General features: G+C 49.7%; 5 protein-coding genes. 4 read left to right on the plus strand and 1 reads right to left on the minus strand.

The features are described 5' to 3' along the window. Positions 1 to 61: 61 nt before the first annotated feature. On the minus strand, positions 62 to 931 hold the full coding sequence (locus RA178_RS15270; RefSeq protein WP_306682598.1) for a 4'-phosphopantetheinyl transferase family protein: 870 nt from the start codon (positions 929 to 931) through the stop codon (positions 62 to 64). 663 nt (positions 932 to 1,594) lie between these two features. Here RA178_RS15270 and RA178_RS15275 point away from each other — a divergent pair. The 4 genes from RA178_RS15275 to RA178_RS15290 are packed head-to-tail and all read left to right on the plus strand — an operon-like array spanning position 1,595 to position 18,862. Then, positions 1,595 to 2,464: a transcriptional regulator gene (locus RA178_RS15275; RefSeq protein ID WP_306682600.1), complete on the plus strand. Its 870-nt coding sequence runs from the start codon at positions 1,595 to 1,597 to the stop codon at positions 2,462 to 2,464. Then, positions 2,461 to 10,608 (plus strand): beta-ketoacyl synthase N-terminal-like domain-containing protein, encoded by an 8,148-nt coding sequence (locus RA178_RS15280; protein ID WP_306682601.1) that lies wholly within the window; start codon positions 2,461 to 2,463, stop codon positions 10,606 to 10,608. The genes RA178_RS15275 and RA178_RS15280 overlap by 4 nt, the downstream gene beginning before the upstream one ends. Next, a complete protein-coding gene (locus RA178_RS15285) occupies positions 10,605 to 12,890 on the plus strand; it encodes a PfaB family protein (RefSeq protein ID WP_306682602.1) in 2,286 nt (761 codons plus the stop codon). The genes RA178_RS15280 and RA178_RS15285 overlap by 4 nt, the downstream gene beginning before the upstream one ends. Continuing rightward, complete coding sequence (locus RA178_RS15290) at positions 12,887 to 18,862, plus strand: hotdog fold thioesterase (RefSeq protein ID WP_306682604.1); 5,976 nt, start codon at positions 12,887 to 12,889, stop codon at positions 18,860 to 18,862. The genes RA178_RS15285 and RA178_RS15290 overlap by 4 nt, the downstream gene beginning before the upstream one ends. The last annotated feature ends 14 nt before the right edge of the window (positions 18,863 to 18,876 follow it).

The raw sequence follows: 18,876 nt of genomic DNA on the forward strand, positions 1-18,876 counted from the left end.
TTCAAAATATTATGGGCGTGACTATACCCAGCAATGTTTAACCGAAGATGAATAAGACAAGTTAACCATAATCGGCAAGTAAGGCTTCTATGTTGCTCAGTTGCGACGTTAGCATTATGGAAATCTCGGTGTTACCAGCATGCCCTAAGCTCACGGCAAAACGGTACTCCTCGGTCAAACGCCCAAAATAGGTTTGCCAATACAATGAACTTGCATCAATGGTTTGCAGCGGGATATTAGGATAGACACTCAGCAAAGGCGCCACACCATAGAACGGCATCAACGCTGCATCTTGGCATCTAAGCTCAACCGATCCGGCCACCAATTGCTCGAATGGCTTTAGATCAAAGCCGAAGGATTTAAGCGACTGCGCTAAACCTAGGCCAGTCGCCTTAATATAGGATTCCTTTAACGCCCATAAATCGAAAAAGCGCTGCCGCTGACTCGCTTCATCGGCGAGAGCGAGCAAGGCTGACGTTTCTTGGGGAGAAAAATAATGATTTAGGATTGGATAGATATCCGTCTTCGGCCGCGATCTTTCAATATCGACCCCAAATAAACCAGACTCAACACCATGAAACTGTGTCACACCAATCAATAACCAATCGCCGCTATGGCTTAAGTTAAACTCAAGCCCCGTTTGCTGTTGCAATTTTGCCGTTAAACTCGGCTTACCCTTAGCGCCATATTCAAAACACCACTCGTGTGGCAATAAATCCGCATAGCGAGATAACACGGCCCGCAACGCTGCCCTGACCTGTAATCCCTTTATTTGCGCCTTGGGATCGCGATAACGCGCGACCTTAGCGAGTTCATCATCACTTAACCAAGACTGAGCGAGTGATGTTTGCGGCAATGAAATATCGCTCAGTGGAATAAAAAATAGATCCACATTCACGCCGTTTTTGCTAGATGTTCTGGAGTCGGTCATTTGAGAGCCTTGCAGGACAAAGCCTTGCGGCTGATGGTTATCATTGTCTGGCTTTTTGGAGAGCACTTAGCAACATTCTTATCTGGGTTAATCATTATTTGAGTTCATTATGCATCTTAAATAGTTTCAACTAAGCCCTATTTCAATTCTTAGCCACACTCTAATAAGAGCAATTCTTAGCAACTCTCTAATTAGAGCAATTCTTAGAACGACTCTGAACGCCATCCTAAGCGCAAATTTTTGCTGCAATTGCGCCAAGATTTTGCGCCCAAATTAACAGGTTTAGCAGCACAGTCTCATTCATGACGAAAGGGCAGTAAGCCAATATTGGGCTATTTTACCCCGCTAACTCAAAAAAGCGGTCTTTATCGCCCCTAAAAATTTAATTCTTCCACTATCAAAGTATTAAAAAGCCCAAGCGGTCAACGAAAACCCAACATAACGCACAGAAAATACCATTACTCAACGAAAGCCAATAAATTCCAGTCCCAGATGATTGTATCGACCCGAAACCTCAGGTAATCTGCATCCCCATTAAGTGACACAGATGATAAGCACAGGTTTTACGATGAGTGTCACTATGTTCTTCAAGAGTGCCACAGCTGACTCAGCCAAAATGGCTTCTCAGTCCCAATAGATTATGTCGGATGATAATTATTATTAATGGCAGCTCGCGACTCTCAATCTAAAGCGCCGTCTTACGCCCCCAAGAGCACGACTCAAGCGGCGAAAAAAGACAGCGCACCTCGGCATCGCAACGCCACCACCACGCCTGAAATGCGACTCTTTATCCAGCAATCGGATCTGAGCGTCAGCCAGCTGGCAAAAATTTTAAATATTACTGAGGCAACAGTCCGCAAATGGCGGAAGCGTGAGTCCATTAGTAACAGTCCGAACACCCCACACCACCTCAATACCACGCTCACACCGATGGAAGAATATGTGGTGGTAGGATTACGCTACCAGCTAAAACTCACCCTAGATAGATTACTGCAGGTTACCCAAACCTTTATTAATCCCAATGTGTCGCGCTCCGGCCTTGCCCGTTGTTTAAAGCGTTACGGCATATCGCGCCTCGATGAATTTGAAGCACCGCAAGTCCCCGAACGCTATTTTAATCAATTGCCTGTGACGCAAGGCAGCGATATCCAAACCTATACGGTCAATCCAGAAACCTTGGCCAAAGCCCTCGCATTGCCGAGTACCGACGGTAATACTGTGGTGCAAGTGGTGTCACTCACCATACCGCCGCAACTCACTGAGCAAGCACCAAGCTCAGTACTATTAGGCGTAGACACAGCAAGTGATTGGATTTACCTCGATATTTATCAAGACAGTAATACCCAAGCGACCAATAGATATATCGCCTATGTCCTCAGACATGGGCCGTTTCATTTACGAAAGTTGCTCGTTCGCAACTATCACACCTTCTTAGCCCGTTTTCCCGGTGCCCATGGCACGCCAAAGACAAACGCGGCTAAATCCCAAAACAAGGTCACCGAATCTAGGTCGACCCGTGGAGACTCTTTATGAGCCATACCCCTTCTGTACCTCATTCAACCACTGACTCAAAAGCTGAGTCAAAAAAAGATAAACGACTCAACAAACGCTTAAAAGATATGCCCGTTGCCATCGTCGGCATGGCCAGCATCTTCGCCAACTCACGCTATTTAAATAAATTTTGGGATTTGATCAGCGAAAAAATCGATGCCATTACGGATATCCCTGATACCCATTGGCGCACCGAAGATTACTACGATGCCGACAAAAGCAAAGCCGATAAAAGCTACTGTAAACGCGGCGGTTTTATGCCTGAAGTTGACTTCAATCCGATGGAATTTGGTCTGCCGCCCAATATTCTTGAGCTGACGGATACCTCGCAGTTGCTGTCGCTGATTGTCGCCAAAGAAGTGCTCGCCGATGCTAATCTGCCCGCCGATTACGACCGTGACCGTATCGGCATCACCCTAGGCGTGGGCGGTGGTCAAAAAATCAGTCAGAGCTTGAACTCGCGCCTGCAATATCCAGTGCTAAAAAAAGTATTTAAAAGCAGCGGCCTGAGCGATGAAGACAGCGAAATGCTGATCAAAAAGTTCCAAGACCAATATATCCACTGGGAAGAAAACTCTTTCCCAGGGTCATTAGGCAACGTGATTGCAGGCCGTATCGCCAACCGTTTTGATTTTGGCGGCATGAACTGCGTAGTCGATGCAGCCTGTGCAGGCTCGCTTGCCGCCATGCGCATGGCGTTGACTGAACTGACCGAAGGTCGCAGCGACATGATGATCACCGGCGGCGTCTGTACCGACAACTCGCCATCCATGTACATGAGCTTCTCAAAAACGCCAGCCTTCACCACTAACGAAACCATTCAACCCTTTGATATCGATTCAAAAGGCATGATGATCGGCGAAGGAATCGGCATGGTCGCGCTTAAGCGCCTTGAAGATGCCGAGCGCGATGGCGACCGGATTTATGCCGTCATCAAAGGCGTTGGCGCCTCATCGGACGGTAAGTTTAAGAGTATTTATGCACCGCGCCCCGAAGGCCAAGCTAAAGCATTGGAGCGCGCCTACGATGACGCGGGTTTTGCCCCGCACAGCATTGGCTTAGTTGAAGCCCATGGCACAGGCACAGCCGCAGGTGATGTGGCTGAATTTAATGGTTTAAAATCAGTATTTGCCCAAGGCAACGACACAAATCAACATATCGCGTTAGGTTCAGTAAAATCCCAAGTGGGCCACACTAAATCAACCGCAGGTACTGCAGGGGTGATCAAAGCCGCGCTAGCGCTACACCACAAGGTATTGCCTGCGACCATTAACGTTAGTAAGCCTAATCCAAAACTGAATATCGAAAGCTCACCATTCTATTTAAATACCGAAACTCGCCCATGGTTCCAGCGCGCCGATGCAACGCCGCGCCGTGCAGGTGTAAGCTCCTTTGGTTTTGGCGGTACGAACTTCCATCTTGTATTAGAAGAATACAAACCTGAGCACAGCCGTGACGAGCAATATCGTCAGCGCAGTGTGCCGCAAACGCTATTGTTTGCCGCAGCCAATAAAGCCGCGCTGCTTAGCGAGTTAAAAGCTGCGCTGAGCCAAAGCGTGAACACAAGCGCAAACGCGAATAAGAGCAGCGCTGCGAACCTAAACGCTATCGCTCAGCAATATCCGCTGCGCGCGCTGGCAAGCACAGATGCCCGTTTAGGTTTTGTGGCTAAGGATATCGCACAGCTGCAAGCTCAGTTAAATCAAGCCATCTCTCATCTAGAAAGCAGTGCGCATTTAGAAAGCGGGCACCTAGAAACCAATGCAATTGAAGCGTGGCAATTACCTTCTGGTATCAGCTACCGCTCCCATGCCTTGGTCGCTAAAAATGAATCAAAGAAAGTAGCTGCCCTGTTTGCTGGTCAAGGTTCACAGTACCTGAACATGGGCCGCGAACTCGCCTGCCATTTCCCGGAAATGCGCCAACAAATTACGGCCAGCGATAAGGTATTTGCTCACCACGGCCAAACGCCGTTATCGAACATCCTTTATCCTATTCCGGCATTCGATGCCGATGCAGTTAAAGCCCAAGAAGCGGCGCTGACCAATACCCTGTTCGCCCAAAGCGCCATAGGCGCGGTTTCAATGGCGCAATATTCGCTATTAACTCAAGCGGGGTTTGCCCCCGATATGGTGGCAGGTCACAGCTTTGGTGAACTGTCAGCCCTTTGCGCGGCAGGCGTGATTTCCAATGAAGATTACGTCGAACTGGCCTTCGCCCGTGGGCACGCCATGGCGCAAGTGCCGAGCGATACCGCGAGTAAAGCCGCAGACACTGGAACTCAAACTGACTTAGGGACAATGTTCGCCATCATTCTTAAACAAAAGAATGATATCGATGCGCTCAATAGCTGTTTAGCCCAGTTTGATGGCGTTAAAATTGCCAACTACAATGCGCCGACGCAATTAGTCATCGCAGGTGGCACAGAACAAACTCAGCTGGCCGCGAAAGCCATTAGCGAACTGGGCTTTAAAGCGATTTCCCTGCCTGTCTCAGGCGCGTTCCATACTCCCTTGGTTGGACACGCACAAAAGCCATTTGCCAAAGCCATTGATAAAGCTAAATTCAGCGCACCTTCAGTCGCACTTTATGCCAACGGTACGGGTCAATTACACCCAACCGATGGCAAAGCGATTAAAGCAGAATTCAAACAACACATGCTGCAATCGGTTCGCTTTAGCGAACAACTGCAGGCCATGTATGACGCTGGCGCCCGTGTGTTTGTTGAGTTTGGCCCTAAGAACATACTGCAAAAGTTAGTTGAAAATACCTTAGGTGAACACTTAAATGAGCTTTGCCTTGTCAGCATGAACCCGAATCCTAAAGGCGACAGTGACAGTCAATTACGCTTAGCCGCAGTACAACTCGCGGTAGCCGGTGTGGCGTTAACTGAGGTTGACCCCTATCAAGCCGTCACGTCACAAGAGATTGCCGAGCGTGAAGCACCATCGGCAATGAACATCAAACTCACCGCCACTAACCATATTAGTGCAGCGACCAAAGCTAAGATGGCCAAATCCCTCGCCACTGGCAGCGTGTCTAGCCAAGTGCAATATGTGGATCGCATCGTTGAAACCGTTGTCGAAAAAGAAGTCGAAAAAATCGTTGAGAAAGAAGTCATCGTCGAAAAAGTGGTTGAAAAAATAATAGAAGTGGAAGCAAATCAAGTGGCAGCTGTTGAAATGAAACAAACATCCCCAAGCGTTACACAAGGCTTAAGCCATCACCAGCAACAAGCGACGGCGCCGTTGAATCCAAGCACAGCAAGCGTCAGCGGCGATGCGTTAACGGCATTTTTCAGCGCACAATCTCAAGCGGCGCAGTTGCATCAACAGTTTTTAGCCATCCCGCAGCAATACGGCGATACCTTCACGACACTGATGACTGAACAAGCCAAGATGGCAAGCCTTGGCATTGCAATCCCTGAAAGCCTGCAACGCTCGATGGAAATGTTCCACCAGCATCAAGCGCAAACCCTGCAAAGCCACACCGAATTTATGCAGCTACAAAGCAGTAGCAGCCAAGCGGCCTTGGCGATGTTAAACAATGCACCGATTAACTTTACTCCAGCAGTTGCAAGTCAGCCACGAGCAACTGCGTCGGCTCCTGCACCTGTTGCGGCAACGACAGTGGCACACAATGCTGCACCAGTAGCGGCTCAAGCTGTTGCGACGAGACCCGCGGTTAGCACACCTGTTGCGCCTGTTGTGCAAACCGCTCCCGTTGCTTATTCACCTGCTGTGACTGTACAAGTTGCGCCAGCAGCTCCTGCATTAGTCATGCCTGCTGTAGTGATGCAAGAAGTGACACCTGTGGCAACAGCAACGAGCGGTTTAAGCGCTGCATTAGTGCAACAAACCATGATGGCAGTGGTGGCTGACAAGACTGGCTATCCGACTGAAATGCTGGAGCTCAGCATGGATATGGAAGCCGATTTAGGTATCGATTCGATTAAGCGCGTTGAAATCTTAGGCACAGTGCAAGACGAACTGCCGGGCTTACCTGAACTCAGCCCAGAAGATTTGGCCGAGTGTCGTACCTTAGGTGAAATCGTTGACTACATGAACAGCAAACTGCCTGCGGCTGGCCAAGTTGTAGCTTCTACAACAGCGCCAACAGCTCCTGCCGTTAACGGTTTAAGCGCTGCGTTAGTACAACAAACCATGATGGCTGTGGTGGCTGACAAGACAGGCTATCCGACTGAAATGTTGGAGCTCAGCATGGATATGGAAGCCGATCTAGGTATAGATTCGATTAAGCGCGTTGAAATCCTAGGCACAGTGCAAGACGAGCTACCAGGCTTACCAGAGCTCAGCCCAGAAGATCTGGTTGAGTGCCGTACCTTGGGTGAAATCGTTAACTACATGAACAGCAAATTGCCAGCGGCTGGCCAAGTTGTCGTTTCTACAACAACGCCAACAACTCCTGCAGCCAGCGGTTTAAGTGCTGAGTTAGTGCTGCAAACTATGATGGCAGTGGTAGCCGACAAGACGGGCTACCCCACTGAAATGCTGGAGCTCAGCATGGATATGGAAGCCGATCTCGGTATCGATTCAATTAAGCGCGTTGAAATCCTAGGCACAGTGCAAGACGAACTGCCAGGTTTACCTGAGCTCAGCCCAGAAGATTTGGCCGAGTGTCGCACCTTGGGTGAAATCGTTAACTACATGCAAAGTAAGCTTACACAAAATGACAAGCTGCCTGCAGCGGGCGCAGTTATCGTAGCAACTCATGTGACAACTGCCGCGCCTGCCGCCAACGGCTTAAGTGCTGCTCTTGTTCAACAAACCATGATGGCTGTGGTCGCCGACAAGACAGGCTACCCCACTGAAATGCTGGAACTCAGCATGGATATGGAAGCCGATCTAGGTATCGATTCTATCAAGCGCGTTGAAATCTTAGGCACAGTGCAAGATGAGCTACCGGGCTTACCTGAGCTGAATCCTGAAGATCTGGCCGAGTGTCGCACCTTAGGCGAAATCGTTGACTACATGAACAGCAAATTGCCAGTAATTAGCGCGGTAGCAGTTGCACCACCGGCAAAGGTTGAAGCAACACCTGCACAAGTTCCAGCGAATAACGGTTTAAGCGCTGCTTTAGTGCAACAAACCATGATGGCTGTGGTGGCTGACAAGACGGGCTATCCGACTGAAATGCTGGAACTCAGCATGGATATGGAAGCCGATCTAGGTATCGATTCCATCAAGCGCGTTGAAATTTTAGGCACAGTGCAAGACGAGCTACCGGGTTTGCCTGAACTCAATCCTGAAGATCTGGCCGAGTGTCACACCTTAGGTGAAATCGTTGCACTCTTTTCGAAAGAAATAGGGCAAAGCAAGCTAGGCCAAAACGCGGTAAGCCAGAATGCTGCGCCAGTTAGCGCTGTCGTTCAGCCTGAACCTACTATCGATTTGCCACCCCATGATTTACCACCACACAGTGAGGTGGTGCTAAAAAAGTTGCCAGCGGCGGCTGAGCTAACGCAGCAATCAGCACAAAAAGCTCTGCCACGTGTTTTTGCTAAAGATGCCTGCATTATCATTAGCGATGATGGTCACAATGCTGGTGTACTTGCCGAGAAATTGCATGCTCAAGGTCTAACGGTTGCGGTTGTGCGCTCGCCAGAAAGCCTTGTAGCCAGTGCATCACCGCTCAATAGCCACATTGCCAGCTTCACATTGGCGGCGATTGACGATACCAGCATCAGCGCAGTGATTAATGAGATCAAAAGCTTAGGTACAGTTGCAGGCTTTATTCATCTGCAACCACAACATAAAACCTCAGCCGATGCGAAAGGTTTAGTGTTGTCCAGTGCCGCCAAAGCGTCGGTTGAGCAAGCATTCTTGTTCGCCAAGTACTTACAACCCCTGCTAACAACAGCAGCAACCGCCAATACTGGTAGTAGTTTTATCAGCGTCAGTCGTATCGACGGTGGCTTTGGTTATCTTAACCACAGCCAAATTGCCCGCAGCGAGTTAAACCAAGCGGCATTGGCAGGTCTGACTAAAACCTTGAGTCACGAGTGGCCAAGCGTGCATTGCCGCGCCTTAGATATCGCGCCAGTACTTGATGCCAAGCAACTGGCCCATGCGGTGATCGCAGAGCTCTTTGCAACCGATAACGTATTGGAAGTCGGTGTTAGCCAAGGCGCAGCCCAAGCACTTGAGCGCGTAACCCTAGTTGCTGGCAAGGCTGATACCCGCCACGGCGCAGCAAACTTGACGAGTGCAGATAAAATACTGGTGACTGGCGGCGCAAAAGGCGTGACCTTTGAATGTGCGCTAAGTTTAGCCAAACGCAGCAAGGCGCACTTTATCCTTGCTGGCAGAAGCAGCCAACAAGCCATTCCCGCTTGGGCACAGGGTAAAAATAACAGTGAACTTAAAGCCGCAGCTATTACCCACATTCAAAGCTTGGGCGAGAAACCCACGCCAAAACAAGTGGATGCCTTAGTATGGCCTGTTCAAAGCAGCCTAGAAATTGCAGCCGCACTGCAAGCCTTTACCGCTGTGGGCGCGAGCGCCGAGTACTTAAGTCTCGATGTTAACAATCCAGATGCGATCGCCAGCACGATAGTGCCGATCACCGAGTTGTCGCCTATTACTGGCATCATCCATGGTGCGGGCGTACTTGCCGATAAACACATCCAAGACAAAACCTTAGATGAGTTAGCACGGGTGTATGGCACTAAGGTCACAGGTATAAGCAATCTACTTGCCGCACTGGATTTAGATAAATTAAAACTGATTGCCCTATTCTCTTCGGCAGCGGGTTTTTACGGCAATACTGGCCAAAGCGATTACGCCATGTCCAACGACATACTCAACAAAGCCGCACTGCAACTGGCGCAGCAACTGCCAAATGCCAAAGTGATGAGCTTCGATTGGGGTCCGTGGGACGGCGGCATGGTGAATCCTGCGCTGAAAAAGATGTTTATGGATCGCGGTGTTTATGTGATCCCGCTAAAGGCAGGCGCTGAGTTATTTGCTAGCCAATTACTGAGCAACACAGGCGCACAATTGCTGGTCGGTACTGACATGCAAGGCACAGTTCCAAGTGACGAGCAAGCAACTCAAGGTAGCAATCTAAAAAAGCCTGAAGCGGATCTGACCACTGACGCGTCGGGTCCGCATGCTTTGCTTAACGCTTTAAATCCAAGCGCAGTAAATATAAGCGCTGTAAAACTGCAGCGCACACTGGACCCTAAGGCAATGATCTTTATTGAAGATCACTGCATTAATGGTAATCCCGTATTACCGACTGTGTGCGCGATTCAGTGGATGCGTGAAGCCGCCTTTGATGTGCTCAAGCAGCCTGTCAAAGTGCAAAGCTACAAGCTGTTGAAGGGCATTATTTTCGACACTGCCGTGTTACAAAATGGAGTGTTAGAAAGTGCAGCCCCCATCACGCTGGAACTTGAACTTGCACCGATTGCGTTAACGGATAAAGCCGCGAAAGATACTGACGAGTGCTTGAGTGAACAATTCAGTGCCTTAATCAGCTTTGAAGGTCGTCCGCAATATCAAGCCATCTTAGTGATAGATGACGCGGCGATTGATAACTTAGCCACTAACAGCAAAGCAACTGCCTTTGACGCGCATAGCTTGGCAGGGCTTTCTGCCATCACAACCGCGAGCAGCCTTTACAGCGACGGCACGCTTTTCCACGGCCCGAGACTGCAAGGTATTGAGTCTGTGGTGAAGTTTGACGATGCGAGCTTAGTCGCCAAGGTGAGTCTTCCCCATGTTGCGTTAGCAGACTGCGGGGATTTTGTGCCTAATCTCACGCCTAAAGGCTCACAAGCTTTTGCAGAAGATTTGTTGCTACAGGCGATGCTGGTGTGGGCGAGACTCAAATATGGCGCGGCGAGTTTGCCATCAAGCATTGGTGAGTTTATCTCCCATGCGCCGTTTGCCTTTGGCGATAAAGGTCATTTAGTGCTCGAGGTGGTGAAACACTCTGGCCGTGCCCTTGAAGCCAATATCACGCTGTATCATCAAGATGGCCGCTTAAGCTGCGAGATGAACAACGCCAAAGTCACCATCAGCAAAAACCTTAACGGTGCATTCTTAACCAATAAAGTTGCTAATAAAGCCATTGAAAGCGTGGAGGCCAAAGTCGAGTGAACTTAGCACACACTTTAGCAACGCTACATAGCAGCCAAACTGAAACGTCGATAGCTGACACAGCTATGACCGAAAAGCTTGCCAAGCCACTGCGTATTGCAGTGTTGCTTGGCGATGCGGTCAATCTTGACTCTCACTCAGCCCAAGTATTAGGGACGTTTGCGGAACGTGAAAGAGTTCAGATTTGCGCTGCCGACGCCAACCAATCGACAGCTCATGAACCGTCAGTGCATGAGCAAAGCTCGCTCACTGCGTTATTAAGCCAAGCAACAACAGCCATTGAGCAAGGCAAGCTCGTTGAACTTAAATTCAATGATGGCAATCTGCCCCAGTCTCTGTATTTGCTTGATGGTTTACGCGCCGCCAAACTGCGTCTTCACGCCCACGCGTTTATTGCTGGTTTTGCCGCTGGCAATGAGACTACAGGTGTTGTAAATGCAGGTGTTGCTAATGCAGCGGCTGTTGCAAATGCGGCGTTAGTGGCGGCAAAGCGCAGCCCTGCACAAACCGTTCAGCATCAGCTCGTCGCCAACACTCTCAACGAGGCATTTGTTGCGCTGCGCCAAGGCGTAACCGCCCTCGCGGCGCGAACACAAGCGCCGCTTAAAGGCACTACTGATATAAAACAGACAAACGACACAAATCATCAAACTGGCTATTGGTTTAGCGACCAACATCAAGCGCGGGTTTTATGTCTAAATCTTGTAGCAAAAACGTCAAGTAAAACGGATGAGTCTCGAAATCTAAGCCAAAGCCTAGTACTGACCCAAGGCACACAAGTTATCGCGCCCAAAGCTCTTGTTGATGAAAACCGGCTGTTTGTGCCGATAAGTGCTGACAATATTGATTCACTCATCGCGCAAGTATTGCAACTAGTTAACACTCTGGAAAATAGCGTAGGCTTGCACGCTGACTTTCGCGCTGAGCAACTCAAACCTTGGTTTGAACGCTATGATGCCAACGCACCACTGGCATTAGTCTTGATGGCGGCATCGATTGATGACCTCAAACTTGAAGCCAAAGCTATGCTTTCGGCCCTTGAAAGTGATGCTGTTCGTCATCATGGTCAACACTTTAAAACGCCAGCGGGTAGCTGTTTCACCGCTAAGCCGCTAGGGGATGCAGGACTTACCTTTGTATACCCCGGCGTTGGCACTGTTTACGCCAATATGTTCAATAACTTGCATGAGTATTTCCCCGCGCTGTATCACCAGCTAGAACGTGAAGGCGATTTAAGCGCCATGCTGCAATCACCGCAGATTTATGCCGCAGATGTAAAAACTGCAGCGGGCATGAGCTTAAGCCAGCAAGCGATTAGTGGCGTGGGCGCCAGTTATCTATTCACTAAACTGTTGACCCAAGTCTTTAATATTAAGCCAAAAATGGCGCTCGGTTACTCAATGGGCGAAGCAGCCATGTGGGCCAGCCTAGATGTGTGGCAAACGCCCCATGCTATGATCAACGCCACAGAAAATAGCGATATTTTCAACCATGCCATTTCTGGCGAGCTAACCGCAGTCCGCCGAGCGTGGCAACTTAAGGATAATGAATCCATAGTGTGGAACAGCTTTGTGGTACGCTCAGGTAGCAATGAAATCAAAGCATTACTGCCAGAGTTCCCTCGCGCTTATTTAGCCATCATTCAAGGTGATACCTGTGTCATTGCAGGCTGCGAAGCGAGCTGTAAAGCCCTACTTGCCAAGTTAGGCAAACGCGGCATTGCTGCCAATCGCGTCACGGCAATGCATACTGCGCCTGCCATGTTAGTCCACGGGCAAGTACAAGATTTCTATACTCAAGCGCTAAAACCCGAGGCGCTAAATCCCGAGGCATTAAAACCTGAGGCGCTAAAAGCGGCGGCGCAAGACTCGCCGATCCGCTTTATCAGTGCAGCGCAAACTGCGCCAGTCACCCTTGATAGCACAAGCATTGGCCGCGCGATTGCCGATACCTTTTGTTCGCAGCTCGACTTTAGTGCGCTCATTCAAAATGCCACTGAGCAAGGCGCAAGACTATTTGTCGAAGTGGGTGCCGATAGGCAAACCAGCACACTCATAGATAAAATCAGCCATGCCCATGCAGGCCAAAGCACCGAGAACGCAACTACAGCAGCCATTGCCTGCAATGCCAAGGGTGCCGATGCGATTACCAGCTTACTCAAGTGTTTAGCTCAGCTGATAAGCCACAGAGTACCGTTGTCGCTCGCGCCGCTTATTCAGCCATTAAGCACTAACGCAGCCCCTTTATCATCAGCAGTATCACCAAAAGGAGAACCCCTGTGAGTTCTCAGCATTCCCCTACTATTGATAAAACTACCGTGCCTATGATTTTGTCAAAAAGTGCGTCAAACAGCGCATCAAAAAGTGCGTCAAAAATTGCGATTGTCGGCCTCGCGACTCAATATCCTGATGCCGATAATCCTCAAACCTTTTGGCAAAACCTGCTGGATAAAAAAGACTCACGCACCCAAATCAGCCGCGAGAAGCTCAATGCCAATCCCGCCGATTACCAAGGTGTGCAGGGACAATCTGACCGTTTTTACTGTGATAAGGGCGGCTACATTCAACACTTTAAGTTTGATGCTAGGGGCTATCAACTGCCTGAGTCCGCCTTTGACGGTTTAGATGAAAGCTTTTTATGGGCACTCGATTGCAGTCGTAAAGCCCTGCAAGACGCAGGGATTGCCCCAAGCGATGCCGTACTGGCGCGCACTGGTATCGTAATGGGAACCTTGTCGTTCCCCACGGCCCGATCCAATGAATTATTTTTGCCTCTGTATCATCAGACCGTTGAAAAGGCGCTGCAAAACAAACTTAATCAAAGCGCATTTCAGCTGGCTGATTTTGGCAACTCAGTTAACGATCTCAATGCCAATAGCCAAACCTTAAACATCGCCAATGGCGCCGTTGCTCACACAGCCTCAAAACTGGTCAGCGATGCACTCGGTTTGGGTGGCACCCAGTTGAGTCTGGACGCCGCCTGCGCCAGCTCGGTTTATGCGCTCAAACTCGCCTGCGATTACCTGACCACAGGCAAGGCAGATATGATGCTTGCGGGCGCAGTATCAGGCGCCGATCCCTTCTTTATCAACATGGGATTCTCGATTTTCCACGCCTATCCAGATCACGGTATTTCAGCGCCCTTTGATAGTAACAGCAAGGGCTTATTCGCCGGAGAAGGCGCAGGGGTGTTAGTCTTAAAACGCTTGGAGGATGCCGAGCGCAATGGCGATAACATCTATGCCGTCGTCAGCGGCATTGGTTTGTCGAACGACGGTAAAGGCCAGTTTGTATTAAGCCCCAACAGCAAGGGCCAAGTGCAGGCCTTCGAGCGCGCCTATAGTGCCGCAAACACACTGCCTGCCAATATCGAAGTGATTGAATGCCATGCCACAGGCACGCCGCTTGGGGATAAGGTCGAACTCGCTTCGATGGAACGCTTTTTTGAGGACAAACTCTCGGGCTCTGCGGTACCGCTGATCGGTTCGGCAAAATCCAACTTAGGCCATTTACTCACAGCCGCGGGCATGCCGGGGATCATGAAGATGATTTTTGCCATGCGCTCGGGTCGACTGCCGCCAAGTATTAACTTATCAGCGCCGATATCTTCGCCTAAGGGCTTGTTTAGCGCTAAAAATCTGCCAACAGAATTGCATGCTTGGCCAGATAAAGCCGGCAATGACCGCCGCCACGCGGGTGTTTCCGTGTTTGGTTTTGGCGGCTGTAACGCGCATTTATTGCTGGAATCCTATGCAGCGGCAAATACCAGTAGTAAGCGTCAGCAGAGTGCTGCCACAGTAAGCTACCAACATACACCATTAAATATCATTGGCTTAGCATCACACTTCGGGCCTTTATCCTCCATAAATGCACTGGATAACACGATTCATGCTCGGCAAGATGCCTTTATCCCGCTGCCCGCTAAACGCTGGAAAGGCTTAGATAAACATCCTGAGATCTTAGCTAACTTTGGTTTGCCTTCTGTCCCGCAGGGCGCGTATATCGACCAGTTCGATTTTGACTTCCTGCGCTTTAAAGTGCCGCCCAATGAAGACGACCGCCTGATCTCCCAGCAACTGCTGCTGATCAAAGTGGCCGATGAAGCGATTCGTGATGCCAACTTAAAGCCCGGTGGCAAGGTTGCTGTATTAGTAGCGATGGAAACCGAACTGGAATTACACCAGTTCCGTGGCCGCGTAAATCTGCACACTCAACTGGCAGACAGTCTTAAAAAACAAGGGATAACACTCACACAAGCCGAGTATCTCGCCCTTGAAAAAATCGCCATGGACAGTGTGCTCGATGCCGCCAAACTGAACCAATACACCAGTTTTATTGGCAACATCATGGCGTCACGTATCGCATCCCTTTGGGACTTTAACGGCCCTGCCTTTACCATTTCAGCGGCGGAGCAATCGGTCGCCCGCTGTATCGATGTGGCCGAGAACCTCTTGTCCCAAGAATCCTTAGATGCCGTAGTGATCGCCGCAGTCGATTTAAGTGGCAGTCTAGAGCAAGTGATCCTCAAAAATGCCGTATCGCCAGTGGCATTTAATGCGACTGACACTGGCTGGAAAGTCGGTGAAGGTGCAGGCGCATTAGTGCTCACGACAGCGCAATCAAGTACAGCCCAGCCAAGTAATGCCGCTGACAATGCTAATGCCAATAGCAGCTATGGCGACAGTTATGGTCACATCAGCGGCCAAGTATTTGGCGCGATTTGTGACATACAAGGTAATAGCAACACAGCGCGCATTTGCGATGACCTGTTAACCCAAGCCAAGGTGAATAGCAGCCAGATTAGCTTGATTGAAAACAGTATTTCTGTTGAGCAACTTGCCGATTCAGAGTTGGTACTCAATACCCTGTTGCCGAGTGTGAACCAGCGCAGCCAAGCCGCTGATACCCTAGGCCACAATTTTGCTGCTGCGGGAATGGCGAGTATTTTGAGCGCGCTGTTGCAGCTTAAAAATCAAGCGCAACTTAACAAGCATTCTTCTCAAGCTCAGCAGCACGCGCTCGTTGCCACGTTTAGCCAAGGTAAATGCTCGCAGTTACTGCTCAGCCAAAGTGCCACGCAAGCATACAATTTGCAGCAAAGGCTAGATCAAGACTTAACGCTTTCAGAGCAAAAACACTTAATAAAACAAGTAACGCTCGGTGGCCGCGATATCTATCAGCATATCCTGGATACGCCGCTCGCAGGTCTTGATGCTATACAACAAAAAGCCCAAGCCATGACAGCACTGCCAGCGCGCAGCCAACGCAAACATTTGGCCCAAATAGCGAGCAAAGACACGAGTCGCTTTGCAACAAGCAGCCCAACCACGGCTCAACAAAAAGAGACATTAAGCAGCATGCCAATGAATGCCCTAAGCACGCCCAATAAAAACGCCACTCAAGCAGAGCTAAAAGACGCGGCATTTTTAAGCAATCAGCAACTCGCCCGTGAAGCCCATTTAGCCTTTTTACAAAGCCGTGCTGAAGGCTTGAAACTAGCCGAGGCCTTGATGAAAGCCCAGCTTGCCAGCGAGTTAGCCGTCAATGGCCAAGCTGCGCCAGTACAACAGCAAGCCATTGTTCAGGCATCTGCGACAGCGGTTCTTCCACCTCCTGTGCTTTTTCCCAATCATGCAAAAGTGCCTGAGTACACGCCGCCAACACCGATAAGCAAGCCTTGCATTTGGGATTATGCAGATTTAGTCGAGTACGCCGAAGGTAATATTGCTAAAGTATTTGGCCCAGATTACGCCATTATCGACAGCTATTCGCGTCGTGTACGCCTGCCAACGACTGACTATTTGCTGGTATCTCGGGTAACGAAATTAAACGCCCAGATGAACCAATATCAGCCTTGCACTATGACCACGGAATACGACATTCCTGTGGACGCGCCGTATTTGGTCGATGGCCAAATCCCTTGGGCCGTGGCGGTCGAATCGGGTCAATGCGACTTGATGCTGATCAGCTACTTAGGTATCGATTTTGAAAATAAAGGCGAGCGCGTGTATCGCCTGCTCGATTGCACCCTGACCTTCCTTGGCGACTTACCGCGCGGTGGCGACACCCTGCGCTACGATATTTCCATCAATCACTTTGCCCGCAATGGCGATACCTTGTTGTTCTTCTTCTCCTACGAATGTTTCGTGGGCGACAAGCTGATCCTGAAAATGGATGGCGGCTGTGCCGGCTTCTTCACCGATAAAGAACTGGCCGACGGCAAAGGTGTTATTCACACCGAAGCTGAAATCAAAGCGCGCAACCTCGCCTTGAATAATCCGAATAAACCGCGCTTTAATCCGCTGCTTGATTGCGCGCAAAACCAATTTGATTACAGTCAAATCCATAAATTGCTCGGCGCCGATATCGGTGGCTGTTTTGGCGGCGCCCATGCGGCGCATCAAGCCCAATATGGTTTGCAGCCCTCTTTATGTTTTGCATCCGAAAAATTCCTGATGATTGAACAAGTCAGCAATCTTGAGGTGCATGGCGGCGCGTGGGGCTTAGGCTCAGTTCAAGGCCATAAGCAGCTCGAAGCTGATCATTGGTATTTCCCGTGTCATTTCAAGGGTGACCAAGTGATGGCGGGGTCATTAATGGCCGAAGGTTGTGGTCAATTACTGCAATTCTTTATGCTGCATATTGGTATGCACCTCGGCGTTAAAGATGGTCGTTTCCAACCGCTCGAAAATGCGTCACAAAAAGTGCGCTGTCGCGGTCAAGTGTTGCCACAATCTGGCCTGCTCACCTATCGCATGGAAATCACCGAAATCGGCATGAGCCCGCGCCCGTATGCTAAGGCGAATATCGATATTTTGCTCAATGGCAAAGTGGTGGTGGATTTCCAAAACCTTGGGGTGATGATCAAAGAAGAAGCCGAATGCACCCGCTACCTTGCGGATAATGATGCCAGCACAGCTGACAATACGACTACAAATGTAGCTAAAAATGCTGCTTCGGCTGCGCCGCTGGTTTCGACAACACCCGCATCGTTAGCCGCGCCGCTGATGGCGCAGCTGCCAGATTTAACTGCGCCAACCAATAAAGGCGTAGTGCCGCTTAAGCATGTACCTGCGCCGATTGCGCCAGCGGATTCAAAGTACGCCAACCGCGTGCCCGATACCCTGCCGTTCACGCCATACCACATGTTCGAATTTGCCACTGGCGACATCGAAAACTGCTTCGGCCCTGATTTCAGCATCTATCGCGGCCTTATTCCACCGCGCACGCCTTGCGGTGATTTACAGCTCACGACTCGCGTCATTGCGATTGAAGGCAAACGCGGCGAGCTGAAAAAGCCTTCTTCGTGTATCGCCGAATACGAAGTGCCTGCAAATGCTTGGTATTACGATAAAAACAGCCATCACGCCGTGATGCCCTATTCTGTGCTGATGGAAATATCACTGCAGCCAAACGGTTTTATCTCAGGTTATATGGGCACCACCTTGGGCTTCCCCGGCCAAGAGCTATTTTTCCGCAACTTGGACGGTAGCGGTAAGCTGCTGCGCCATGTGGATTTACGCGGCAAGACAATCGTAAACGACTCACGTTTGTTATCGACTGTGATCGCTGGCAGCAACATCATTCAGAATTTCAGTTTTGAATTAAGCTGCGATGGCGAGCCTTTCTACCAAGGAAAAGCGGTATTTGGTTACTTCAAGGGCGATGCGCTGAAAAACCAGTTAGGCATAGACAACGGCAAGATCACTCAGCCTTGGCATGTGCAAAATGGCATAGTAGCCGATAGCCAAATCAATCTGTTAGATAAACAACATCGCAGCTTTAATGCACCACAAGGTCAGCCACATTACCGTTTAGCGGGCGGTCAACTTAACTTTATCGACAAGGCTGAAATCGTGAAAGCCGGCGGTAAGGCGGGCCTTGGCTATTTATACGCCGAGCGCACGATTGACCCAAGTGATTGGTTCTTCCAATTCCACTTCCATCAAGATCCGGTAATGCCAGGCTCATTAGGGGTTGAAGCGATTATCGAGCTGATGCAAACCTATGCGATTGACCAAGACCTTGGCGCTGGCTTTAAAAATCCAAAATTTGGGCAGATTTTATCGGATATCAAATGGAAATATCGCGGCCAAATTAACCCATTAAACAAGCAGATGTCGCTGGATGTGCACATTACCAGCGTGACAGACGACAATGGCAAACGCATCATTATGGGCGATGCCAACTTGAGTAAAGATGGCCTGCGAATTTATGAAGTTAAAGATATCGCCATCTGTATTGAAGAAGCTTAATACGCTAAATTCTG

The sequence above is a fragment of the Shewanella oncorhynchi genome (genome assembly GCF_030848765.1).
Lineage (GTDB): Bacteria > Pseudomonadota > Gammaproteobacteria > Enterobacterales > Shewanellaceae > Shewanella > Shewanella oncorhynchi.